Below are 24,075 nucleotides of genomic sequence, written 5' to 3'. Positions count from 1 at the left end.
TGAGTGATGGATACGAGCAAAAGACGCTTCATGAGTGCCGTTACTGCTGGTGCTGCTTTGATTCCAATCACGGGTGTTGGAACAGCAACAGCAAGTACCGTGATACGAAATAACCAGTCGCCAGACCGAAAAGGACAAACTGGTAAGCGTTACGCCATGGTGATTGACTTACGTAAGTGCGTTGGTTGTCAGGCGTGTACGGTTGCTTGCAGTGTGGAAAACCAAATACCGATTGGTCAGTTCAGAACCACAGTCAAACAATACGAAGTGACTCTGGAAGATGGCTCATCTGCAAAGCAAAACGTAAAAGCGTTTACCTTACCCCGTTTGTGTAATCACTGTGACAACCCACCTTGTGTTGCAGTTTGTCCGGTACAAGCCACCTTTCAGCGTGACGATGGCATTGTGATGGTTGATAACAGTCGTTGTGTTGCCTGTGCTTACTGTGTTCAAGCTTGTCCTTATGATGCACGCGTCATCAACCATGACACGTTGACCGCCGATAAATGCACCTTCTGTGCTCATCGTCTTGAAAAAGGGTTGTTGCCTGCTTGCGTGGAAACCTGTGTAGGTGGTGCAAGGGTGATTGGCGATATCAATGATCCGAACAGTCACGTCAGTCAGTTAATCGCAGAGTATGGTGATGATCTCAAGGTTTTAAAACCGAATGAAAATACTCGTCCGCATGTGTTCTACATCGGTATGAACGAAAGGTTTGTTCATCCATTGCAAGGGCAATCTGTGATTTTTGAACCGCAAGGAGAACCAGCATGAACATTACCGAAGTTCTCGTTCAACCACAGGCTGTTGCTTGGCTGCCATGGGCCGTTCAGTATTTCTTCTACATCGGTTCGGCCTATGCAGCAGCGATACTGTTTGTGATTGCGTTAAAATTTGATCAGCAAAGTAGCCATCGTCTGCGTGCTGCGTTGGTACTCACTATGGCGATTGGCGCTGTAGTCGGCCCGCTTGCACTGACTGGCGATCTTCATCAGCCGGGTAGAGCATGGCATTTTTACGTATATTTCACACCATGGTCATGGATGTCGTTAGGTTCTCTGTTGTTACCTGTGTTTTCCGGCTTGGCGATAATCACGACTTGGTTGTACTTGCGTAATGACTTGATGAAATTAAGTGATAGCCAAGGAAAAGTGTTCAGATGGATTTCCAAACTGACGCTGGGTCAATGGCAGATTTCTCATAAACACATGTTAGTAGTGTCTCTGTTCACCGCTCTTTCTGGCTTAACCATTGCGGTGTATACCGGCGCTGAGATTATGGCGGTACATTCCCGTCCTTTATGGAATCAGCCTGCATCGCCACTGTTTTGGTTTGTTTCTGCCTTCTTAGGTGCCGTGGGTTTTACGCTGTTTGTCTGGCTGCTTTTCCCAAACAAAAGTAAGCAAGATTCACTGACGTCCTTTGATCTCAATCTGCTGAAAAAAGTGGTCTCATTGAGCAGCGTTCTTTCATTGGTGCTTGTACCGATTTGGGCGTCGAATAATCAGACATTTTCGCTATATCTCAGCAATGAGTGGGTACATCAGCTGGCAATGATTTCAGTTTTGATGCTACTCAGCGTTGTCTGGGGCATGTTTTGTCTGCGAGAGCATTACAGAAAAACAGGTTTGCTAATGATGGGGTTGTTGGCTCTTGGTGCTGCATGGGTTGTACGTTGGGTCACCATGATGCAGGTTCAGACCATTGCCAAATACGATATTGGACCGATTCCGTATCAGCTCTCATTAGGATCTGATGGCTTACTGGGTATTGTAGGGATGTTCGGTCTATGGCTGGCTCTTGCTCTGCTGGCTAGCGAGTTAGTTTCATCCAGTGACAAACATTCACATCTACTCATCAATAATTAGAGGAACAGTTCTATGGACAATAAACGTCGTCAGTTTTTGAAGTCTGGCCTCGCCGTTGGTGGTGCAGGTGCGTTTGCAGCAGGTTATGCGACCACAACCAAACATATGGTCGAAGGCGTGGTTGAAGGTAAAGCTGGCAGCCCAACTAAGGATATTCATCATGGTAATTCACTGGAAGCTGAGTATACGGTCAACGCAAAGGGGAATTTGATTCCCAATCCAAATCAGCGAGTCGCGCCTTCAATGTGTTTTGGTTGTTGGACTTTGTGCGGTTTGCGGGTACGTATCGATAATAAAACTGACGAGATTTTACGTATCAGTGGTAATCCGTATCACCCGTTGTCGCACCAAAAAGCGATTCCATTTGAGACACCGGTTAAAGACGCTTATTTGAGTTTGGCTGGTGAAGCGGGCTTGGAAGGGCGCTCCACAGCGTGTGCTCGTGGCAATGGTATGTTGGAGGTTCGCAATAGCCCATATCGTATTACTCAGCCATTAAAACGAGTGGGTAAGCGCGGCGAAGGTCGTTGGATTCCTATCAGTTACGAACAATTGTTGGAAGAGATTATCGAAGGCGGTGACCTCTTCGGTGAGGGACATGTGGATGGTTTGCGAGCGATACGTGATGTAAAAACACCGCTTGATCCAGAGAATCCTGAATACGGTCCTAAAGCCAACCAATTGCTGGTTACTAATGCCTCGAATGAAGGGCGTGACGATATCATCAAGCGCTTTGCCTTCAACAGTTTCGGCACTCGTAACTTTGGTCATCATGGTTCGTACTGTGGTTACGCGTTTCGTGCCGGAAGTGGTGCTCTGCTCAATGATTTAGACAAATATGCCCATTTAAAACCTGACTTTGATAATGCGGAATATGTGATTTTTATTGGAATGTCGCCAGCTCAGGCAGGTAATCCGTTTAAACGTCAGGCGCGTCAGTTAGCGCAAGCCAGAACCAGCGGCAAGTTGGAATACACCATAGTGACGCCGAGCTTGCCTGCCGGTTCATCCAGTCTTGCTGCCGCAGACAGAAATAACTGGCTACCGATCAATCCGGGCACTGACTCAGCTTTAGTACTGGGGATGATTCAGTGGATCATTGAAAACCAACGTTATAACCAGAACTTTCTTGCCCAGCCGGGGGTTGAGGCAATGAAAAAGGCGGGTAACGCTCACTGGTGCAACGCGACTCACTTAGTCATCAGTGACGAAACTCATCCTAGAAACGGCAGCTTTCTTCGCGCTTCGGATATGGGTTTACCGTTTACGGGCGAGCCTCGTTCAGACACTGACCCTTATGTGGTTGTGAACGCAACAAGTGGTGAGTTCGCTTTACATACTCAGAGTGACACTGCGGCTTTGTTTGTTGAAACAGAGGTCAAGCTTGGAAGCGTATTCGTTAAGGTGAAGTCCTCTTTACAACGTTTAAAAGAGGAGGCGTTCAAATATGATTTGGACTTTTACAGCCAACAATGCGGGATTGCTAAAGAAGACATTATTGCATTGGCTAAGCGTTTTACCAGCTATGGCACCAAAGCAGTTGTCGATACTCACGGCGGAAATATGCACAGCAATGGTTTCTATAATTCGTTCACTATTTTGATGTTGAATGCGCTGGTGGGGAACATCAACCTCAAAGGTGGCGCGATGGCAAAAGCGGGTGGTTATCCGACTTCTGAGGATGGACCTCGCTACGATTTCACCAAGTTTGAAGGTAAAGTCGGCCCGAAAGGTATTTTCCTATCACGTAGCAAGTTCCCTTATCAGAAAACCAGCGAATACAAGCGAAGAGTGGCCGCAGGGCAATTGCCATATCCAACACGAGCTCCTTGGTATCCAATATCCGCTCCGCTTTTGACAGAACATTTATCCGCCGCTGTGGATGGTTACCCTTATCGCATAAAAGCGTGGATAAACCATATAGCGAACCCACTTTATGGTGTTCCGGGGCTAAAAACCTTATTGGAAGATAAGCTAAAAGATCCGAAACACTTGGGTTTGATTGTGTCTGTGGATGCCTTTATCAACGAAACCACATCGCTGTCTGACTATCTGGTTCCAGATACTGTGACGTATGAAAGCTGGGGGATGGCCGGTCCGTGGCATGGCGTACCCGTAAAAGCGGTCACTGCACGTTGGCCAATTGTTGAGCCTCGTACTGAGAAAACAGCGGATGGTCGTCCAATTTGTCTGGAAAATTTCTTGATCGATGTAGCGAAGAAAATGCAGCTGGGCGGGTTTGGTGAAAACGCAGTTAAAGATACACAAGGGCAGTGGCATGCCATTCATAGCGCCGAAGATTTTTACTTACGTTCGGCGGCCAACTTAGCTTATGTCAAAGGCGGCGTGCCTGAGGTTTCTGCGGAAGATATTGCTTGGTCTGGATTGGAAAGACTGCTGCCAGCGATGCAGAGAGTGTTAACACCTGAAGAGATGAAGAGAGTTGCGTTTATTTTTGCCCGTGGAGGAAGGTTTGAGAACGCAACGGAAGCCTATAAAGGCGAAGAGATGAAGTATAAGTGGAGCCGTCCGGTGGCGATTTGGAATGAAAAGGTGGGTACTTCGCGTAATACCATGACCGGCGAATTGTACACTGGCTGCCCGAGCTGGCATCCGCAAAAACTCAGTGACGGTACGCCAATAGAGGAGAGATATCCTAAGAGCGAATGGCCAATGTCACTCACCAATTTTAAATCGAACATTCACAGTGCGGTTTCGAACTTGTCACCACGTCTGCATTCAATAAAAGGAACCAATCCGGTCTATATCCATCCGAAAGATGCACAATATGCGGGTATTGAAACTGGAGACCTTTTTGTTGTGGAAACGCCGAGCGCTCAAATTAAGGCGACAGCTATGGTGCTTGATGGTATTCAACCGGGGACATTGGGTTTCGAGCACGGCTTTGGTCATACCGAATTGGGCGAACGTGCTCACTGGATTGGCGACAAACAACAGCCTGTAAAAATGAAGACTAGCGATGGTGTCAACATCAACGATATTGGCATGATTGATCCAACCCGAGAAGGCAAAGGCGTATTGCTCGACTGGGTGGTGGGAGCTGCTGCACGTCAATCACTGCCAGCTCGGATTTATAAAGCATAAAACAAAGCACTTAGTGACTTGCAACATCGCCTTTAGTCGTAGTGATAGAGGCGGTGTTTTATGTCGTTATGTGGAAATCCACAATAGTCGACTTACTAATAATACTGACAATAGTAGGAGTAATAATAGAAGTAGTAATAGTGAGTCAGCATGTCAAATTTACAACTATGGGCTGCTTTGCCCATGCTGGTTGCCTCAGTCAGTATTCAGGCGGCGGAAATGCCAGTCAAAGCTGGCGTCTGTACCAGTTGCCATGGGCAGGATGGGAAAGGTCAGCCAAATATTGCACCGATGCTTGCAGGGTTAAGCGCGGAATATCTGGATAGCCAAATTCAGCTGTTCTTATCCGGTGAACGTAAAGATCCCCTGATGAGCCCGATGGCAAAAGAGCTGAGTGAGCCTCAAATTCGCAAAGAAGTGACCGAGTACTATGCGTCATTGCCTAGCTATGAGTTTACTAATCTCGAACAGCGCGGTTCTCAAGCCGATATCAGCAACCCTTATCGAAAACTGGTTTATCAAGGGGATTGGGACAGAAATATTCCCGCGTGCGCCACTTGTCATGCCGCCAGTGGGATGGGTGTGGTGCAATTCCCTCGCTTAGCAAGTCAGCATGCTTATTATCTGAAGAAGCAACTTCATGATTGGAAGAAGGGTGTTCGTAGTGGCGACCCACTCAATATGATGTCTACCATTGCCCAAAAGCTAACAGACGATGAAATAGAAAATTTGTCGTTCTACTTTGCGTCATTTCGATACTAGGAGTTTGCTATGAAAGTCATTTATTCATTGTTGGCGTTCAGCATGCTTTCTGTATCGGCAAAAGCAAATACTGAGTTGCCTGACCGTCAGGCTGAATTACCTGCGGCAAAGAAAAACAGTCAAGCCGAATATCTTGTCCCAAGAGATTTAACCACTATCACCAATGATGAATTTGGAGAGAAGGTTAAACTCGGTTACTCATTGTTCGTCAATTCACAGCAGATGCGTGGTAAGTACGTTGGCAATGACCAGAACTGTGTGAACTGTCATATGGAAGCGGGTCGCAAGGCAAACTCAGCGCCTTTGTGGGCTGCGTATATGGCTTATCCTGCATACCGTAAAAAGAATGATCGCGTGAACAGCTACGCTGATCGAATCCAAGGATGTTTTACTTATTCAATGAACGGTAAACCGCCAGCCTATGATTCTCCGGAATTGGTTGCGTTGAGTGCTTATGCTTATTGGTTAGCCATGGGCGGTTTGATGGATCAACATGGTCTGGAAAATGAACCAGTGCCAGCTTTAGACGATAAGCAGTTGCAAATTGGTGGTAAGGCTGAGTCGTTTCCCATGCCAGACGTTATCGCTCAGGCTCTTCCGGTTGATAAGCGTGGCAGTTTGGCAGGGCGAGGTTATCCAAAGATAGCAAATCCTGAACTGGAACCTTCACTTGAGCGCGGAATGCAGGTGTATGCAGACAATTGCGCGGCTTGTCATATGAAAGATGGACAAGGCGTCTCGGATAGTGAGGGGCATTCTTATATTCCGCCTCTGTGGGGCAAAAATGCGTATAACTGGGGCGCGGGCATGCACCGTATTAATACTGCGGCTTACTTCATTTATGAAAATATGCCATTGGGTAAAAGCGTTCAGTTAACTGTACAAGAAGCTTGGGATGTATCCGCTTATGTGAATAGCCAAGAGCGGCCACAAGACCCAAGATACAAGGGCAGTCTCGAAGAGAATCGTAAAAAGTACCATGCTCATGATGGGTTCTACGGCAAATCTGTAAATGGATACACGCTAGGTAGCGATGCGTTTCCTTCGGCAGTTGTGAAGTAATAAATACAACGATGACACTCGTCTTTGTTGCTGTTAAAACCTAAAAAAAGGGCTCTACCGAAGTAGAGCCCTTTGTCGTTAATAGGAGATAAAATGTATGATTTAAGCTTGTTTTCGAATCAGGTAATCAAACGCACCTAGACTCGCTTTTGCACCTTCGCCCATAGCAATAATGATTTGCTTGTAAGGTACAGTGGTTGCGTCACCAGCAGCAAAGACACCTTCCATGCTAGTTTCGCCGCGGCTGCCTACTTCGATTTCACCACGAGCAGACAACTCGACATCAGAATCCTTTAACCACTCAGTGTTTGGTACAAGGCCAATTTGTACGAAGATACCTGACAGTTCAATCTCTTTGATTTCGTCTGTATTGCGATCTTTGTATTTCAAACTTGTTACGCGTTTACCGTCACCGACTACTTCAGTCGTTTGCGCCATTGTGATGATTTCAACGTTTGGCAGAGAGTTTGCCTTGTTAATCAACACTTGGTCAGCACGTAGCGTGTCTGCGAACTCAAGAACAGTAACATGTTCAACGATACCTGCTAGGTCAATTGCCGCTTCGATACCTGAGTTACCACCACCGATTACCGCTGTTCTCTTGCCTTTGAATAGTGGGCCGTCACAGTGTGGGCAGTAAGCCACGCCTTTGTTACGGTATTCCTGTTCACCAGGAACGTTCATTTCTCTCCAACGTGCACCTGGGCTAAGGATGACACTCTTACTCTTCAGCGTCGCACCGCTTTCAAGGCTGACGTGGATGTAGCCATCTTCTGTGTAAGTAGCACCCATTAGCTTATCAGCTTGTTGCTCAGTGATGATGTCTACACCGTATTCTTTTAGGTGTTCACCTAAATCGTGCGCAAGTTTTGGACCTTCAGTATGTTTAACCGAAATAAAGTTTTCGATTGCCATTGTATCCATGACTTGGCCACCCAAGCGTTTAGCTACAACACCTGTACGGATGCCTTTACGAGCAGCGTATACCGCAGCCGCACTACCACCAGGGCCACCACCGATCACAAGAACATCGTATGGTTCTTTTTCGTTTAGACTTGCTGCTGCTTTGTCTGCCGCGCCGTCATCAATTTTGTTCAGGATTTCAGTCAGAGACATACGGCCTTGACCGAACAGTTCGCCATTTACGAATACGCTTGGTACCGCCATGATGTCGCGAGATTTCACTTCATCTTGGAACAGTGCGCCGTCAATCATGGTTGTACGAATGTCTGGGTTAATCGCCGACATCATATTGAACGCTTGCACTACGTCAGGACAGTTTTGGCAAGATAGAGAAATAAAGATTTCTACATCGAGCTTTTTGTCCAATTTAGCGATTTGTTCAATCGTTTCTGCCTCTAGCTTAATTGGATGACCACCTGAGTGAAGTAGAGCCAATACCAGAGAGGTAAACTCGTGTCCCATTGGAAGACCAGCAAAACGTAGCTGAGTGCCTTTCTTAGGGTTTGTCACTGTCATTACTGGACGACGAGTGCTTGCTGCGTCATCGCGAGTCACAGTCACTAAATCGCTTAGCTCTGCAATTTCGTTCGCTAGTGATTGAATATCATTAGATGCCTTGCTTTCATCTAGGCTGACCACTAACTGAACTTCTTCTTTAAGGTTGCTAAGATATTGTTTTAATTGTTGTTTAATCGCCTGATCTAACATTTTTTGTTATACCTATTCGTAATTCTATTAAAGAGAGCGGTCACTCTGGATAAATTCAATTCTTTATTTGCTGAGGGGGAGAGCCAGTCAAGCTCGTAGGTCGTTAGGTACATTGCCTGACCAGCTCTCTAATTCAGCTACCTTCCAATATGAAGCCGCCGAACGGCTTCAAATGGATTAGGTCTTAAGCTTTATGCTTAGATTTTGCCTACTAGGTCTAGAGAAGGAGCTAGTGTTTCTTCGCCTTCTTTCCATTTAGCTGGACATACTTCACCTGGGTGAGAAGCAACGTATTGTGCAGCTTTGATCTTACGTAGTAGGTCTTCTGCGTCACGACCGATGCCTTCAGCTGTAATTTCAACTGCTTGGATAACACCTTGTGGGTCGATAACGAAAGTAGCGCGGTCTGCTAGACCTTGGCCTTCACGCATCACACCGAAGTTGTTAGTGATGTTGCCAGTTTGGTCGCCTACCATGTAGTAGTTGATTTTGCCGATTGTGTCTGAGCTATCGTGCCATGCTTTGTGAGTGAAGTGAGTGTCAGTTGATACTGAGAACACTTCTACTCCACGAGATTGAAGCTCTTCGTAGTGGTCAGCTAGGTCGCCTAGCTCAGTTGGACATACGAATGTGAAGTCAGCTGGGTAGAAGAAGAATACAGCCCATTTACCTAGTACGTCTTTCTCAGAAATGTCTACGAATTTGCCGTCTTTGAATGCCGTTGCGTTAAATGGTTTGATAGTAGTGTTAATCATGTTTTTACCTTCCTAAGAGTTTTTTGGTTTGGCAATTTCTGTCTCTTGCCTTCGAGATGTATATTCACATGAAGAGATGGCTAAGAAAAATTGCTTGTTCTTATTGAATTGATTGGTAAAAACTATTGGTAGGTATTGCAGACTTTGCTCGGTGAAACAAAAAGGGACGCTAAGCGTCCCTTTATACTTTTTGATCTAGCGCCAACCTGACGTTGTAAGAGTGTTATTCGTCAGCAAAGTGAGAAACAGCCAATACGCCTCTAACTGCTCGTTTCCAGCCGTTGTAACGTTGAGCTCGTTTTGCTTCATCTTGTGCTGGTTCAAAGACTCGGTCGATTTCAGCTTTATCAGCAACTTCATCCAAAGATCCCCAGTATCCGACAGCAAGGCCAGCTAAGTATGCCGCTCCAAGAGCCGTCACTTCTGTAACCTTAGGACGTTGCACATCCGTGTTCAGAATGTCTGATTGGAACTGCATTAGGAAGTTGTTCGCTACCGCGCCACCATCAACACGCAGTGTGGCCAGTTTGATACCCGAATCCGCTTGCATTGCATCAATTACGTCACGGCTTTGATAGGCAATACTTTCCAATGTTGCGCGAATAATGTGGTTGATACCTGTGCCGCGACTCATACCTACGATAGTACCGCGAGCATATGCATCCCAGTATGGAGCGCCAAGCCCTGTAAAGGCTGGAACCACATAAACACCATTTGAAGAATCCACTTTAGTTGCAAAATATTCAGAATCTTTTGCATCAGTGATGAGTTTCATTTCATCACGAAGCCATTGAATAGCAGCGCCGCCAATAAAGACTGAACCTTCTAACGCGTAAGAGACTTTACCTTCTGGGTCACAAGCTAGCGTTGTTAACAAGCCGTTTTTCGACGTCACTTTCTCTTTACCAGTGTTCATTAACAAGAAACAGCCGGTACCATAGGTGTTCTTAGCTTGACCCGGTTTAACACACATTTGACCAAATAGCGCAGCTTGTTGGTCGCCTGCAATGCCTGCGATTGGAATACGAGTACCGCCTTTACCACCGATGTTAGTTTCGCCATAGACTTCAGAGGATGCTCTTACTTCTGGCATCATTGATAGCGGAATATCCAGTTCTTTAAGGATTTTTTCATCCCATTGAAGGGTGTTGATGTTAAACAGCAAGGTACGAGAAGCATTGGTATAGTCAGTGACATGGACACGACCTTGAGTCATTTTCCATACCAGCCAAGTATCAACCGTACCAAACAGTAGTTTGCCTTCCTGTGCAAGTTCACGTGCACCAGCCACGTTCTCAAGCACCCATTTCACTTTTGTGCCTGAGAAATATGGGTCTAGCAGCAAACCTGTATTTTCGCGTACGTACTCTTCAAAGCCGTCAATTTTCTTCAGCTCTGCACAGATATCAGCTGTTCGGCGGCATTGCCATACAATCGCATTGTAAACAGGCTCGCCCGTTTCTTTGTTCCAAACAATGGTGGTTTCACGTTGGTTAGTAATACCAATCGCAGCTACTTGGTCTGAACGAATGCCTTTTTGGCCTAATGCTTCAACCAATGTAGAACTTTGTGTCGCGTAAATTTCGAGAGGGTCGTGTTCCACCCAACCTGATTCAGGGTAGATTTGGGTAAACTCGCGTTGTGCAACACTCACGATGTTTGCGTCATGATCGAGCACTACTGCTCGTGAGCTCGTCGTGCCTTGGTCAAGAGCAACAATATATTTATTATTCATAGGTAGGGATCCTTTTCACTTTATTGGATTTATTCTTTTTATTGCTCAAACCTGAGCTTTTGAGTCATCTGCGATTTCACACTCTTCGCACTGATTTGGAATGGTACAGCCTGTGCCCACAGTCGGTACGTACGCACCGATAAATTTAGGATAAGCCCAACCACCAAAACAAGCGCCAGCAACGGTTGCAACTATCGGAATGATAAAGTAGGGAATATCTTTCGCGCCACTTAATGCGTAATCCCATCCTGCTAGGTATGCAAATAATTTTGGTCCAAAGTCACGAGCAGGATTCATCGCAAAACCGGTCAGTGGACCTAACGAACCACCAATAGTGGCAACCACGATACCGATTAGAAGTGGGTTTAGCGCTCCACGTGCTGCACCATTATTTTCATCACCTAAAGCCAAAATTGCGAACATCAGTACTGCTGTAATGGCAAATTCTACAGCAAATGCACCAGAAAAAGATAAAGCAGCGTTAGGGTATGTTGAAAAAATGCCAGCGGTAGCAAGTGCTTCAGGTGTATTACGAGCAATACCGTTTGTCACTTCCCATGCGGTAAATAAATTGCTGTAAAGACCATAAACAAGAGCAGCAGCACAAAATGCTCCGGCAACTTGAGAAGCGATGTAAGGAATAACTTTAGATTTTTCGAAGCCATGAAAAGCGGCAAGCGCTATGGTCACGGCGGGATTAATGTGTGCGCCTGAGACACCAGCAGTGCAGTAGACAGCGATGGCAACTGCAAGGCCCCAAACGATAGAGATTTCCCATTGCCCAAACTGAGCATTGGTCAATACGAGTGCGGCTACACATCCGACACCAAAAAATATGAGCAAACCCGTACCTATGAACTCGGCAATACACTCACCAATGAGAGTATGTTGTTTTTTATTAGCCATAATTTATTTCCTTGGACGTTGATTTGGCATTATCCCATGCAGATAATGTGGGCATTATGTTAATCAAAAGGATTCGCATGAAACTATATGGCGCTCTCAAAATGAGCAAACGAACAATTAAATGTTCACTTTATGTTCGCAAATGTTAAGCAATGCACAGTTTTGTATCAAATTAGTTCAATAAGGCAGTGTGATGATAGAGAACAGGATTGAGCAGAACGGCGAAGATTAAGTGACTTATTCAACAGTGTATTTATCTATATATTTCAAATATGAACATGAAGAAGTACACTGCTAGATATTGGAAACAGTCAATCAGGATCTACTTTGAAAGCCATTAAACGTCATCAAGAAATCATCGAGTTAGTCAAAGCTCAGGGATATGTCAGCACCGAAGATCTTGTTGAGCGATTCAATGTTAGCCCTCAAACCATTCGAAGAGATCTCAATGAGCTTGCAGACCTTAACCAAATCAAACGAAACCATGGTGGCGCGACCATAGTCACCAGTTCCGAAAACTCTTCTTATCAAACGCGCAAAGTCTCTCATCAAGAAGAAAAACAACGTATTGCATTGAAGCTGGCTCAACATATTCCAGATGGCGCCACTTTGTTTATCGATATTGGTACCACACCAGAAGCAGTAGCAAGAGCGTTGCTGCAAAACCATCAGAACCTACGGATAGTGACCAACAATATTAATGTTGCGTCATTACTCATGACCAAGCCTGATTTCAAAGTGATACTGGCTGGTGGTGAAGTTCGCAACCGAGATGGCGGTGTAACTGGTGAGGCGACCATGGATTTTATTTCTCAGTTTCGTCTTGACTTCGGCATTCTGGGGATCAGTGGGATTGATTTCGATGGTTCACTCTTAGACTTTGATTACCATGAAGTTAGAGTTAAAAAAGCCATTATCGAGAATAGCCGCAGTGTCTATTTGGGCGTTGACCATACTAAGTTTGGGCGTAATGCCATGGTAAAACTGGGTGGAATCGAAGAGGTTGATCTGGTGATTACCGATCAAATGCCGCCAGAGAGCATCTGTGCCATTATCCGCGAGCATGAGATTCAGCTCGATATTGTTTGATAATGTTCGTTTTAAAAACCAGTCATCGTTTTGACTGGTTTTTTTAGGTCTTTTTTATGTCATTTTTATGAAATTCACTCTATTTTTTATCATTTATCCCCATTCATTAGCTAAAATAAACATAATTTGTGCTCGAACGAACATTTTTAGTTAAATTTTCGCACATTTGATCTTTTTGATGTCACACTAAAAACGCGTTAATTAAGGGTGGGGCGACAATGAATTCTACAGTTCGATTTGAAACCGACGTTGTCATCATTGGTGGTGGTGCGACAGGTACAGGGATTATGCGTGATTGTGCTCTGAGGGGCATAAAGTGCATTTTGCTAGAAAAAGACGATTTGGCGTCAGGTACCACAGGGCGAAATCACGGTTTATTACACTCTGGTGCGCGTTATGCCGTCACCGATCAACATTCCGCAAAAGAATGTATCCAAGAAAACCGCATACTGAAGAAAATCGCTCGACACTGTATTGAAGACACAGGCGGTTTGTTCATCACTTTGCCTGAAGATGATTTGGGCTTTCAAAAGACCTTTATCGAGCAATGCAAAGCCGCTGATATCGATGTGGAAACTCTTTCGCCAAAAGATGCTCTTCGTTTAGAACCGAATACTAACCCTGAATTGATTGGTGCCGTCAAAGTGCCAGATGGCACGCTCGACCCATTTCGCCTTTGTTCGTCTAACGTACTTGATGCAAAAGAGCACGGCGCACGTTTGTTTAACCATTCACGCGTCGTTTCTCTGATCCGTGAAGGCGACACCGTACTGGGCGTGAAATGTGTCAATACCCAAACCAACCAACCTTTTGAAGTGATTGCCCAGCAAGTGATTAACGCGGCGGGTATTTGGGGGCAGGGTATCTGTGAATACGCAGAGCTGGATATCAAAATGTTCCCTGCAAAAGGCTCGTTGCTGATCCTTGATTATCGAATCAATAATCTGGTGATAAACCGCTGTCGTAAACCATCGGATGCAGACATTTTAGTGCCGGGCGATACCATCTCTTTGATAGGCACTACCTCAGAGCATATCGATTACGACATGATAGACGACCTGCATGTGACTGCCGCAGAAGTGGATTTGCTACTGGAAGAAGGTATCAAGTTAGCGCCGATCATGAAAAATACCCGAGTGCTAAGAGCTTATGCAGGCGTTAGGCCTTTGGTTTCACTCAGTGGCGACAGTTCTGGCAGAAACATTAGTCGCGGAATTGTCCTGCTCGACCATCAGGAACGCGATGGTCTTAAAGGTCTCACGACAATTACTGGCGGCAAGTTAATGACTTACCGTTTGATGGCGGAACAGGCAACGGATCTTGTTGCTCGTAAGCTTGGCAATACTGCGCCTTGTATTACTCATACCAAGCCGTTGCCTGGGTCTGTCGAATCTCCTAAAGCGCTTCGCAAAAGTGCCAGTATCGCTAAGCCAGTTTATGAATCAGCCATCTACCGTCATGGGGAAAGGGCAGAAGCTTTTCTCTCTGAACAACCTCGCAGTCAGGCGATTGTGTGTGAATGTGAAATGGTCACCGCAGGTGAAATTGAGTATGCAATTAAAAAACTGGACGTAAAAAACCTCGTGGATTTACGTCGACGCACTCGGTTGGGAATGGGTCCGTGTCAGGGAGAACTGTGTGCTTATCGTGCTGCGAGTTTATTCCAAGAATATGGTGACATTGGCGGCCATGAATCGGCACTGCTGCTCAAAGAATTTTTGGAAGAGCGATGGAAGGGAATTAAACCGATATTTTGGGGTGATGCCTTACGAGAGGCTGAGTTTAGCTACTGGATCTATGAAGGGTTGTTTGGCTGTGGAGACATTGAGCCAGCGAGTATCGATAAACCTACCATTACACCGTCAACGCAGGAGCAAGAACAGCAATGATGAATTACGATGTCATAGTGATTGGTAGTGGAATTGCAGGCTATTCGGCTGCCATTAAATGTTTAGAACACGGGTTAAAAACGGCGGTGGTGAGCAGCGGGCAGAGTGCTTTACATTTTTCATCCGGCTCTATTGATTTGCTTTCACATTCCCCGTTAACGCATAAGTTAATTGATGATCCTTGGGCTGAAATTGACGCTTTACCAACTGCGCTTCCACAGCACCCTTATGCGAAAGTCGGCGGTAAAAATGTTCGTTCAGCCATGAACTGGTATCAACAAATGCTTGCGGCAAATGGACTTGCCATGAGCACTTTGCCTTCGTCACACAACCATTTTCGAATTACCACGCTAGGTACCTTGAAATCGACTTGGCTCTCTCAGCCCTATGTTGAAAAAATAGAACAGGATTTTTCAAATCTGGCGCAGTTTAAACGTATTGTGATGATTGCTGTCGATGGCTTCAGAGATTTTCAGCCACATATTGCACTAGGCAATTTGCAGCAACACCCAGCATTTAAAGATATAACCATCAAAACCGCCAAAGTCAGTTTAACGGCGTTTGGGCAACTGAATCGTAATCCGTACGATCTTAGGTCGATAGATATTTCTAGGATCTTAAGAGATGAAGCTCAATTCACCGAATTTGCCAATCAATTGCTGAAAGTCGCCACACCTGAAGATTTACTGATGATGCCGTCGATTATGGGTAATGGTGATGGTCTAGAGCTGATGCATAAACTCAGCCGTTATACGGGCCTCCATTTGCATGAAGTACCAACCATGCCGCCCTCACTGCTCGGTATTCGTATTGAGGATGTCATGATGCACACCTTCATCAAAAAAGGCGGTGTGCTGCACAAAGGTGATGAAGTGCTTGGCGGCCAGTTTGAGGATCAAGGCGACAGCATGAATTTGGCGTCTATCCAAACCAAAAAAATGGGTGAAATGAATCTGACGGCGAAACACTACATACTCGCGTCCGGTAGCTTCTTCAGTAAGGGTTTGATAGCGAACCAGAACTCAATCAAAGAGCCAATCTTTAATTTGGATACGGAAGTGACGGGTGAAAGACATGAGTGGCATCAGCATGATTTCTTCAGCTCAAAACCGCATCCATTCTTGTCCTTTGGCGTTGTGACTGACAAGAACTTTACCCCGTTTATCCAAGGGCAAAAGGTGAATAACTTGCATTGTATTGGTGCGATTTTAAGTGGCTACAATCCTATTACCCACGGCTGTGGCGGAGGTGTGGCAGTCAGCACCGCTTATTGGGTTGTCGAGCAAATTGTTGCGGGTTTACGAAGCGAATTATTAATGAAGGAGGTGAGTGCATGACAGTGGCAAGCAGAGATACCACCTTTGACCAATGCATTAAATGCACCGTTTGTACTGTGTACTGTCCGGTAGCAAAGGCGAACCCAGATTTTCCGGGACCAAAACAATGCGGACCAGACGGTGAGCGACTACGCATCAAGAGTCCAGAGTTTTATGATGACATGTTGAAACACTGCACCAACTGCAAACGCTGTGAAACGGCGTGCCCGTCAGGTGTGCGTATTGGCGATATTATTGCGGTAGCAAGAGGCAAATTCGGCAAGCGCCCGATGAATCCAAAGCTGGTGCGTGATTTTGTCTTGAGCCATACCGATCTGTTTGGTTCACTCGCCACGCCATTTGCACCACTCGTGAATGCGGCGACGCAATTGCCTCTGGTGAAGAAGATCATGCACAAGACGATAGGTGTGCATGAACATAAATCTTTGCCTAAGTATTCGCATGGCACGTTTAGAAATTGGTTTAAGAAAAACGTCACCGAGCAGTCAATTTACCCGAGAGCGGTTAGCTATTACCACGGCTGCTATGTCAACTATAACCATCCTCAACTGGGGAAAGACTTTATCCGAGTGATGAACGCCATGAACATAGGTGTGCGTTTACTGGAAAAAGAAAAATGCTGTGGCGTAGCGATGATAGCAAACGGCTTTCACGATAAAGCGAGAAAGAACGCAGAGTTTAATATTGAGCATGTCGGCAAAGCCATCGAACAAGACAGTATTGCCGTATTGTCCACCTCATCAACCTGTTCTTTCACCTTGCAGGAGGAATATCCTCACGTGCTCGGCGTTGAAAACGAAAATGTAGTGAACAAGATCCACTATGTGAGCCGCTTTTTGTTGAAAGAGTTTATGAGTGGCAACTTGCCAAAAATGAAACCGCTCAATAAGAAAATTGTTTATCACACGCCTTGTCACCTTGAAAGGAGTGGGGGAGCCGTTTTTACCATTGAAGTACTGAAGATGATTCCAGGTTTAGAAGTGGTTGTGCTTGATAGTGAATGTTGTGGTCTTGCAGGTACTTATGGTTTTAAAGAGGAAAACTACGAAGTCTCTATGAAGATAGGGGATGACCTGTTTAGCAAGATTAGACGTTCAAACGCTGATTACGCCATTACAGATTGCGAAACCTGTAAGTGGCAAATTGAGGAAAACACTCAGCTAGAGTGTATTCACCCAGTGAGTTTGATAGCGGAAGCGCTGCTTTAAACAAAAGCAGCCTTCGAGAAAATTGAAAAAAATAGCCGTGGAAAAGAGGAAGTAGATATCGAGGATTTTGCCTGTTAATAAAACATAAAATCCTCTCGCTACTATTAAAAAAGTTGTATAAACATATTGCTTTAATTGTGAATTAAATCACAATATGCGCACATTTTTTCATCTTATTTTACACGGTTATATGACGCAAACCATGTCCGCAACCAATGATAATTCTCGTCGTTCACAATACTTACGCGTTTTTGCTTTAGGTTTCAGCGGCTTCATTTTTAACACCACTGAATTTGTGCCAGTTGGACTGCTTTCTGATATCGCGAATGATTTCTCGATATCGACAGCTTCTGTCGGCTGGATGCTGACTATCTATGCTTGGATAGTCGCATTAATGTCATTACCAATGATGATGCTCACCAGTCGAATTGAGCGTAAAAAATTACTGCTCGCGTTGTTTGCGTTGTTTATTGTCAGTCACGGTCTATCGGTGTTTGCTTGGAACTTTGAAGTTCTGATCGCCAGCCGCATTGGTATTGCATTTGCTCATGCGGTGTTCTGGTCCATCACTGCCTCTATCGCAATACGAGTTGCTCCTCCGGGTAAGAAGACCTTTGCTCTCAGTATTCTGGCAACGGGAACCTCACTTGCGATGGTATTAGGGGTTCCACTCGGTCGAATCATAGGTCAATGGCTTGGTTGGCGAGTCACCTTTGGTGTTATCGGTATAACCGCTTTAGTCATAATGTTCAGCCTTTATCGCTTATTGCCGGTAATGCCGAGCTTGTTTACCGGTTCCATGAAGAAGCTGCCAGAGTTATTGAAAAATCCAGCCTTGATGGGTTTATACCTATTTATCTTCATGATTTTTACCGCGCATTACTCGGCTTACAGCTATATCGAACCTTTCCTTAAGACGATTGGGCTGCTCTCTGAAAACTTTACCACCTTCCTTCTGCTGCTATTTGGTTCTGCGGGAATCATAGGTAGTGTGATTTTTGGTAACTTAGGCGAACGTCCGAATACACCGATATTGGTCGGCTGTACTGCGACAGTGATGGTTTGTACCGCGATGCTATATTTCGCAGTACCGCACTTGTGGTCTATCAGTATATTGCTGGTGATTTGGAGTGCAGCATTGATGATTGTCTGTCTGGTTATGCAAGTAAAAGTGCTCAATATCGACGCCAACGCATCAGATATGATCATGTCTATGTTCTCGGGCATCATTAACTTAGGTATCGGTGCAGGTGCACTGATCGGCGGTAAAGTGATTCTTTATATGTCTCTTGAAGGCATCGGATACGTGAGTGCGATTTTCGCCTTGCTATCACTGCTCTGGATTTTGTTCCTGATGAAGCGATATACCGCAATTCGATAGTTTTTTGATTTGAAAAACCGGCTAGTTCACCTCTAGTCGGTGTCCCTCTTGTTTAGAATTAAAGTGCTGCTAACTAGTCAAAATTCTTCAATTCTGACATGCAGTTATGTGGAAAATTATGAACATAACGTAGGATAAAACGGATTGAGGGGTGTGAAAGGTAAGTTGTAACTAATTGATTGATATAATTTTATTAATCATTAATGGCATTTACTAATCGCAATGAGCAATCGAAAAATCTTCATATCACCGATATTGAGAAGTAAGTTAAAAAAATCTCATATTATCTTGCCTAAAAAGAGCTTTTTCTCCGCGTTTAATCTGTCTTCCGACACGATTAAAATTGAACCTTACTCTAGGTTCTGCAGTGGAAGAAACTTATGCAGTATGGGGTCGTTCTCATATTCGAACTCAGCTCTTGATCTGCATGCGACAGTAGGCAGGTACACGAGCATTGCTTCGAATGTCAGACTTATGTCTATTGGACATCCTCTGGATCGATTCACAACATCCAATATTAGTTATTGTCATCCTAGATATTTAAAGCACTCAACTTATAGGTTTTCACCGTTTGAGGAACCTGAAGGGATCACTATAGGTAATGATGTTTGGATCGGTAATGACGTCTTGTTTAAAAAAGGTGTGACTATAGGTGATGGAGCAGTGGTCGCCGCGAACTCTGTTGTAACTAAAGACGTTCCACCTTATGCCGTCGTTGGTGGCGTTCCAGCAAAAATATTGAAGTATAGGTTTTCTGAAAGTATCAGACAGAAACTTCTCGAACTCGAATGGTGGAAATATGATTTTAGAGATTTCATCGGACAGAAAAATCTAGAAGTCGATTTAGATATAACAGCTTTTGTTCCGGTTCTAGAGGAGATGATTAAAGGCAATGAAATAAAGCCATACAAACCTCAACCTATCTGTATTTAAAGGGATTGAGAGTTCTGCGGCTTTGCTTTCTTCAAGTAATGGAATCTCACTCGTCTATGATGCAACCCGCAATAGCTTGCGTGGATTCACGCGCGACCAATTCACCGTCGTAGGCTTGATGGCTGGTAAGGTTGCCTTGCTTATTCGCCAGCGTTAAGGCAAGGGCTGTGGCATCTTGGGTTAATCGGATAATCGGCAGTGATACCGTTGAAAGGCTTGGTATTGCATAGGCGGCAGCCGGTTCGTTATCAATACCGATAACCGACACATCTTGCGGAACTCTTAGACCGTGGTCGTGCAGAGCACGGATTGCACCAATCGCCATATCATCGTTACAAGCAAAAATAGCAGTGAATTTTTCGCCAGTTTGCAGCAGGATTTGCGCGCCTTTATAACCACCTTCTAAAGTGTTATCGCCTTCTACAATCCAGTCTTTCTTTTCTGATATTCCGGCCACACTAAGCTGGTTCTTGTATGCTTCTAAACGTAACCGTCCAGTTTCACTATTAATCGGAGAAGTAATACAAGCGATGTTTTTATGACCCAACTGAATAAGGTGATCCATCGCTAATGTGGCTAATTGAGTTTGTTTCAAACCAAAGCTCGATAGCGATTCCGCTTTAAGTTGGCGGTTTAATATCACTAGTGGTTGGGCGATTTTTTGTTGCAGTTCAACCAGTTCAAATTCGGATAGATGACGACTATAAAGCAGAATGGCATCACAGCGTTGGTTAGCAATGGTTTCAACCGATTCGCGTTCACCCTCTGCGCTATTTTTGCTGCGAATAACCAACAGCTTTTTGCCTGCCTGAAGAGCGGCTTGCCCAGCATGATGGAGGACGCTGCCAAAATAGTTGCTTCTAAATTCAGGAAGAACGAGGCCGATAGAGTTGGAAGTATTGGTTGCCAAAGCCTGTGCAAGTGTATTGGGTTGATATCCCAACTCTTTCATTACAGAAAGAACCGCATTTCTGGTGACTTCTTTGACCTGAGGGCTGTTGTTCAGTACTCGTGACACCGTCGCTTTTGAAACGCCAGCAGCTTTGCACACATCATTTATGGTTGCCATACAATTCCTTATCTATCCGACTCGACATACCTAAACATGGTAGGCATGTCGAGAGGGAGACAAGTTTAGCCAATTTCAATTGAGTTTTGAAAGGGTTATTTATCGGATGTGCGGCGGCTAGATAACTTCGCCGTTGGTTTCGATAACTTTCTTGTACCAGTGGAAGCTTTTCTTCTTCGAACGCGCCATTGTACCGCTTCCATCATCGTGTTTATCTACATAGATAAAACCATAACGTTTTCTGTATTCACCAGTGGTAAACGACACACAATCAATACAACCCCAAGGCGTGTAACCCATAACATCAACGCCGTCATAACTAATGGCTTGTTTCACCGCTTTGATGTGTGAACCAAGGTAGTCAATGCGGTAGTCATCATTGATTGAACCGTCTTGTTCTAATTGGTCTATTGCACCAAGGCCATTTTCAACGATGAAGATAGGTTTTTGGTAGCGCTCGTAAAGCTCAGAAAGCGCAAAGCGTAAGCCATCTGGGTCAATTTGCCATTCCCAGTCGGAAGCGGGCAGGTAAGGGTTTAAGCGGCTGCCTTCGAACAGTGACGGCGTATCGGTTTCCGAGTCTTTTTTCACAGAAACGATGTTGGTCATGTAATAGCTGATTGCTAAGTAATCAGCACAACCTTGACGCAGGATCTCATCGTCACCCGGTAGCATGTCAACGGTAATCCCTTTACGTTGCCACTCTTTGAGTAGGTAACTTGGGTAGTAACCACGAACTTGCACATCACTGAATTGGTATTTCTCACGCATCATTTCCTGTGCAAGCAGCACATCTTCAGGACGGCATGAGGCAGGGTAAAGCGGCATCATATGAATCATGCTACCGATTTTGAAATCTGGGTTAATTGCATGACCTTGTTTCACTACGAGTGCACTAGCAAGGAACTGGTGGTGAAGAACCTGATAAAGCATCTGCTCTGGGTTTTCATAATCGGTATAAATCATACCGGAGTTGCAGTATCCCCATATTGGCTGCTTCCAGTTACGTTGGTTATTGATTTCGTTAAAAGTGATCCAGTATTTCACTTTGTTTTTGTAACGTTCCATCACGGTTAAGCTGAACTTTACAAACAAATCCATTACCCGACGGTTCTTCCAACTGCCGTACTCTTTTACTAAATGGTTCGGCATTTCGAAGTGAGATAAGGTGATTACAGGTTCAATGCTGTATTTCAACAGTTCATCAAAAAGATCATCGTAGTACTGGAGACCCGCTTCGTTTGGTGTCTCTTCATCGCCATTTGGGAAGATACGTGTCCAAGCTATCGATGTGCGGAAACACTTAAAACCCATCTCTGCAAATAGAGCCACATCACCTTTGAAGTGACCGTAAAAATCAACCGCTTCGTGGTTTGGGTAAAATTTATCGGCTTCAACAGTTTCGGTGATGACGCGAGGTACACCATGTGCACCTTTGGTGAGAACATCAACCACGCTAGGGCCTTTACCATCTTTGTTCCAAGCGCCTTCAACTTGGTGCGCCGCCACTGCTCCGCCCCAGAGAAAATCCTTTGGAAAACCTTGTTGTGACATAGTGATACCTTCTCAAATAAAGTGAATGAGCCTAAATAGAATAGGTGAGTTATAGGCATTCTAATCCAGAAAAAAGCAAAATGAAACCGGTTACAAAATGATTTTTCATAAGTCTACTATTTGGAATCCATCCAAACAGAGACGACTGGCTGGTAACAAATTATCGAAACATCGAAAACAGCCACGAGTGATTTGCTCGTGGCGAAAAGGGAAGGAATGAAAATCTATAAGAATATTATGGTAGGTCAAACACTAACGCTGTAGCGCGTGTATCGCTGTTGTTATAGAAGCTCAAATATTGCTCAGCAACGATTTTTGCGCCGTCTCCCGGTGTCAGTTGAGTATCATTAACAAACAGATCGCTGTTGATTTGATGAACATAAACTCGACGGCCTTTCTCAACTTCATAGCTAACCTCAGTAAGAGGCTCCAGAATGAGTTGGTGCAGCTTCGCATCCTGTTTGATCTGCAATGTACCGTTTTCACCTGTTGGTGTTGCAATGGTCGTTAAGCCAGCTTCTTGACCAAAATCTTTCTGTTGGTACCCCGGTTTTCCGCCATAGCTATTTGGCTGAATCCAGATTTGTAAAAACTTCAATGTTTCAGTGCCGGACGCGTTGAACTCACTGTGAGAAATACCACGGCCAGCAGACATCAACTGAAACTCACCTGCAGGAAGTTTCTCGATGTTACCTTCGCTGTCTTTGTGCGCGATGGTGCCTTCTAAAACGTAGCTGATGATTTCCATGTCGCGGTGGCTATGAGTTTCAAAGCCCGCACTTGGGGCAACGCTGTCATCATTAATCACACGAAGCTCAGAAAATCCCATGTGTTTAGGATCAAAGTAGCTCCCAAAAGAAAATGTGTGCTTGCTGTCTAACCAGCCAAAATTCGCGCGGCCGCGTTGTGATGCTTTTCTAATTTCAATCATAGTGTTCTCCTTACTTGGCTCGCTCTCAAATGAACAACAGGGTCATTAGCAGGAATACCAATTTATGAAAGAGATCTTAGAGTTTTAAGCGCTACGATTACAGCCGTTGAATTCGTTGCCCTTATTCGAAAATTTAGAATGAGGGCAACGTGACGGTTTGAGTAGGAAAGAGTGCAAGCGTTATGACTTGCCGTAAAGCTTCATGAATGCATTGACGGCTTGTTCCACTGTTGCTTCGATTTGTTTTTGACTGGGTTTTTCAATTGCGGCAAACGCATATTGTTCAACATATTCTGCCGACAACAACGCTTTAAACTGCATAGCAGCAACCCAAGCATTGCATTGGCTTAACTCGCCTTTCGAAATCTGTTGTTCGATATAGTCACTCAAGTGTTTCCAGCCTTTTTTAGGGCCATTGTTGTAAAAATGACGGCCTATATCTGAGCGATCGGCTTCTGTTACCGCCATGCGATAAATAGAGATAGCGTCAGGGGTTAAAATCGAGTCCAGAAAATTGTAACCAAATTCCAAAAGCGACGTTCGAACATCACGATTTATATCCAAAGAAAGGAAGGAATTCGAAATTTGCTCTGTCGCTGAAGATTGCATAACCGCCGCGAAAATTTCTTCTTTCGAACTGAAATAGTTGTAAAGAGTGGCTTTAGAACCGCCCAACTGTTTCGCTAGTTGAGACATGGAAGTTCCGCTAACGCCTTGTTGTGAAAAACATTCCTTAGCAATATCTATGATGGCCTGTCGTTTTTCGTCGCTTTTTACTCGCATGGTTTCTTTATAGCCCCAGTGAAAATTGTCGATAAGT

The 24,075-nt window shown here is 44.8% G+C and carries 19 protein-coding genes; 11 read left to right on the top strand and 8 right to left on the bottom strand.

Annotated elements, in window-relative coordinates; genetic code table 11:
• Positions 1-6 precede the first annotated feature (6 nt).
• The 5 genes from dsrO to L3V23_RS01710 all read left to right on the top strand — a co-directional run bounded on the left by dsrO (position 7) and on the right by L3V23_RS01710 (position 6,797).
• Positions 7-774 carry a sulfate reduction electron transfer complex DsrMKJOP subunit DsrO gene (dsrO, locus tag L3V23_RS01730; RefSeq protein WP_102952899.1) on the top strand — a complete coding sequence of 256 codons (768 nt, stop codon included), beginning with the start codon at positions 7-9 and terminating at the stop codon, positions 772-774.
• Positions 771-1,868, top strand: a complete 1,098-nt coding sequence (gene nrfD, locus L3V23_RS01725) for an NrfD/PsrC family molybdoenzyme membrane anchor subunit (protein ID WP_102966059.1) — start codon at positions 771-773, stop codon at positions 1,866-1,868. The genes dsrO and nrfD overlap by 4 nt, the downstream gene beginning before the upstream one ends.
• Before the next feature lie 12 nt (positions 1,869-1,880).
• A complete protein-coding gene (locus L3V23_RS01720; RefSeq protein ID WP_102966058.1) occupies positions 1,881-4,973 on the top strand; it encodes a tetrathionate reductase subunit A in 3,093 nt (1,030 codons plus the stop codon).
• A gap of 183 nt (positions 4,974-5,156) precedes the next feature.
• The gene (locus L3V23_RS01715) at positions 5,157-5,735 is read left to right on the top strand and encodes a c-type cytochrome (protein ID WP_237291954.1); all 579 of its coding nucleotides are present in this window, start codon (positions 5,157-5,159) and stop codon (positions 5,733-5,735) included.
• 9 nt (positions 5,736-5,744) lie between these two features.
• Positions 5,745-6,797, top strand: coding sequence for a c-type cytochrome (locus L3V23_RS01710; protein WP_102966056.1), 1,053 nt, complete (start codon positions 5,745-5,747; stop codon positions 6,795-6,797).
• A 102-nt stretch (positions 6,798-6,899) separates the two neighbouring features.
• Here L3V23_RS01710 and ahpF read toward each other — a convergent pair whose 3' ends face one another.
• From ahpF to L3V23_RS01690, 4 genes are all read right to left on the bottom strand, one after another.
• A complete protein-coding gene (gene ahpF, locus L3V23_RS01705) occupies positions 6,900-8,468 on the bottom strand; it encodes an alkyl hydroperoxide reductase subunit F (RefSeq protein WP_102966055.1) in 1,569 nt (522 codons plus the stop codon).
• Between the two features lie 197 nt (positions 8,469-8,665).
• Positions 8,666-9,223 carry an alkyl hydroperoxide reductase subunit C gene (gene ahpC / locus L3V23_RS01700; RefSeq protein WP_042481706.1) on the bottom strand — a complete coding sequence of 186 codons (558 nt, stop codon included), beginning with the start codon at positions 9,221-9,223 and terminating at the stop codon, positions 8,666-8,668.
• 223 nt (positions 9,224-9,446) lie between these two features.
• On the bottom strand, positions 9,447-10,958 hold the full coding sequence (glpK, locus tag L3V23_RS01695) for a glycerol kinase GlpK (RefSeq protein ID WP_042481709.1): 1,512 nt from the start codon (positions 10,956-10,958) through the stop codon (positions 9,447-9,449).
• 45 nt (positions 10,959-11,003) lie between these two features.
• The gene (locus tag L3V23_RS01690; RefSeq protein WP_042481712.1) at positions 11,004-11,864 is read right to left on the bottom strand and encodes an MIP/aquaporin family protein; all 861 of its coding nucleotides are present in this window, start codon (positions 11,862-11,864) and stop codon (positions 11,004-11,006) included.
• A 327-nt stretch (positions 11,865-12,191) separates the two neighbouring features.
• On the opposite strand from L3V23_RS01690, the gene L3V23_RS01685 reads away from it, so the two are divergent.
• The 6 genes from L3V23_RS01685 to L3V23_RS21375 all read left to right on the top strand — a co-directional run bounded on the left by L3V23_RS01685 (position 12,192) and on the right by L3V23_RS21375 (position 19,701).
• The gene (locus tag L3V23_RS01685; RefSeq protein ID WP_042481714.1) at positions 12,192-12,953 is read left to right on the top strand and encodes a DeoR/GlpR family transcriptional regulator; all 762 of its coding nucleotides are present in this window, start codon (positions 12,192-12,194) and stop codon (positions 12,951-12,953) included.
• Positions 12,954-13,171: 218 nt separating this feature from the next.
• A complete protein-coding gene (gene glpA, locus L3V23_RS01680; protein ID WP_102966054.1) occupies positions 13,172-14,842 on the top strand; it encodes an anaerobic glycerol-3-phosphate dehydrogenase subunit A in 1,671 nt (556 codons plus the stop codon).
• Entirely contained in the window at positions 14,839-16,179 is a 1,341-nt protein-coding gene (gene glpB / locus L3V23_RS01675; protein WP_102966053.1) for a glycerol-3-phosphate dehydrogenase subunit GlpB, read from the top strand. Before glpA ends, glpB begins: the two co-directional genes overlap by 4 nt.
• A complete protein-coding gene (glpC, locus tag L3V23_RS01670) occupies positions 16,176-17,387 on the top strand; it encodes an anaerobic glycerol-3-phosphate dehydrogenase subunit GlpC (protein ID WP_102952906.1) in 1,212 nt (403 codons plus the stop codon). Before glpB ends, glpC begins: the two co-directional genes overlap by 4 nt.
• Positions 17,388-17,589: 202 nt before the next feature.
• Positions 17,590-18,768, top strand: coding sequence for a sugar transporter (locus tag L3V23_RS01665; protein WP_276573985.1), 1,179 nt, complete (start codon positions 17,590-17,592; stop codon positions 18,766-18,768).
• Between the two features lie 474 nt (positions 18,769-19,242).
• A complete protein-coding gene (locus tag L3V23_RS21375) occupies positions 19,243-19,701 on the top strand; it encodes a CatB-related O-acetyltransferase (protein WP_276573984.1) in 459 nt (152 codons plus the stop codon).
• A 46-nt stretch (positions 19,702-19,747) separates the two neighbouring features.
• Here the strand turns inward: L3V23_RS21375 and L3V23_RS01655 are convergent, their stop codons facing one another.
• From L3V23_RS01655 to L3V23_RS01640, 4 genes are all read right to left on the bottom strand, one after another.
• Positions 19,748-20,770 carry a LacI family DNA-binding transcriptional regulator gene (locus L3V23_RS01655; protein ID WP_102966050.1) on the bottom strand — a complete coding sequence of 341 codons (1,023 nt, stop codon included), beginning with the start codon at positions 20,768-20,770 and terminating at the stop codon, positions 19,748-19,750.
• Between the two features lie 117 nt (positions 20,771-20,887).
• Positions 20,888-22,324, bottom strand: coding sequence for a 6-phospho-beta-glucosidase (locus L3V23_RS01650; protein ID WP_237291841.1), 1,437 nt, complete (start codon positions 22,322-22,324; stop codon positions 20,888-20,890).
• Positions 22,325-22,559: 235 nt separating this feature from the next.
• Complete coding sequence (locus tag L3V23_RS01645; RefSeq protein ID WP_237291840.1) at positions 22,560-23,255, bottom strand: pirin family protein; 696 nt, start codon at positions 23,253-23,255, stop codon at positions 22,560-22,562.
• A 180-nt stretch (positions 23,256-23,435) separates the two neighbouring features.
• Positions 23,436-24,038 (bottom strand): TetR/AcrR family transcriptional regulator, encoded by a 603-nt coding sequence (locus L3V23_RS01640; protein WP_042481732.1) that lies wholly within the window; start codon positions 24,036-24,038, stop codon positions 23,436-23,438.
• Between the last annotated feature and the right edge of the window lie 37 nt (positions 24,039-24,075).

It is taken from the genome of Vibrio sp. A1-b2, from assembly GCF_021726015.1.
Taxonomy (GTDB): Bacteria; Pseudomonadota; Gammaproteobacteria; order Enterobacterales; family Vibrionaceae; genus Vibrio; species Vibrio diazotrophicus.
The sequence above is the reverse complement of the archived record's forward strand: the minus strand, read 5'-3'. Positions and strand labels throughout refer to the sequence as shown.

Bases quoted from the DNA above. Each gene is read 5' to 3' on its own strand.
- dsrO (WP_102952899.1), top strand. From the start codon at position 7: ATGGATACGAGCAAAAGACGCTTCATGAGTGCCGTTACTGCTGGTGCT.
- nrfD (WP_102966059.1), top strand. From the start codon at position 771: ATGAACATTACCGAAGTTCTCGTTCAACCACAGGCTGTTGCTTGGCTG.
- L3V23_RS01720 (WP_102966058.1), top strand. From the start codon at position 1,881: ATGGACAATAAACGTCGTCAGTTTTTGAAGTCTGGCCTCGCCGTTGGT.
- L3V23_RS01715 (WP_237291954.1), top strand. From the start codon at position 5,157: ATGCTGGTTGCCTCAGTCAGTATTCAGGCGGCGGAAATGCCAGTCAAA.
- L3V23_RS01710 (WP_102966056.1), top strand. From the start codon at position 5,745: ATGAAAGTCATTTATTCATTGTTGGCGTTCAGCATGCTTTCTGTATCG.
- ahpF (WP_102966055.1), bottom strand. From the start codon at position 8,468: ATGTTAGATCAGGCGATTAAACAACAATTAAAACAATATCTTAGCAAC.
- ahpC (WP_042481706.1), bottom strand. From the start codon at position 9,223: ATGATTAACACTACTATCAAACCATTTAACGCAACGGCATTCAAAGAC.
- glpK (WP_042481709.1), bottom strand. From the start codon at position 10,958: ATGAATAATAAATATATTGTTGCTCTTGACCAAGGCACGACGAGCTCA.
- L3V23_RS01690 (WP_042481712.1), bottom strand. From the start codon at position 11,864: ATGGCTAATAAAAAACAACATACTCTCATTGGTGAGTGTATTGCCGAG.
- glpA (WP_102966054.1), top strand. From the start codon at position 13,172: ATGAATTCTACAGTTCGATTTGAAACCGACGTTGTCATCATTGGTGGT.
- glpB (WP_102966053.1), top strand. From the start codon at position 14,839: ATGATGAATTACGATGTCATAGTGATTGGTAGTGGAATTGCAGGCTAT.
- glpC (WP_102952906.1), top strand. From the start codon at position 16,176: ATGACAGTGGCAAGCAGAGATACCACCTTTGACCAATGCATTAAATGC.
- L3V23_RS01665 (WP_276573985.1), top strand. From the start codon at position 17,590: ATGTCCGCAACCAATGATAATTCTCGTCGTTCACAATACTTACGCGTT.
- L3V23_RS21375 (WP_276573984.1), top strand. From the start codon at position 19,243: ATGTCTATTGGACATCCTCTGGATCGATTCACAACATCCAATATTAGT.
- L3V23_RS01655 (WP_102966050.1), bottom strand. From the start codon at position 20,770: ATGGCAACCATAAATGATGTGTGCAAAGCTGCTGGCGTTTCAAAAGCG.
- L3V23_RS01650 (WP_237291841.1), bottom strand. From the start codon at position 22,324: ATGTCACAACAAGGTTTTCCAAAGGATTTTCTCTGGGGCGGAGCAGTG.
- L3V23_RS01645 (WP_237291840.1), bottom strand. From the start codon at position 23,255: ATGATTGAAATTAGAAAAGCATCACAACGCGGCCGCGCGAATTTTGGC.
- L3V23_RS01640 (WP_042481732.1), bottom strand. From the start codon at position 24,038: ATGCGAGTAAAAAGCGACGAAAAACGACAGGCCATCATAGATATTGCT.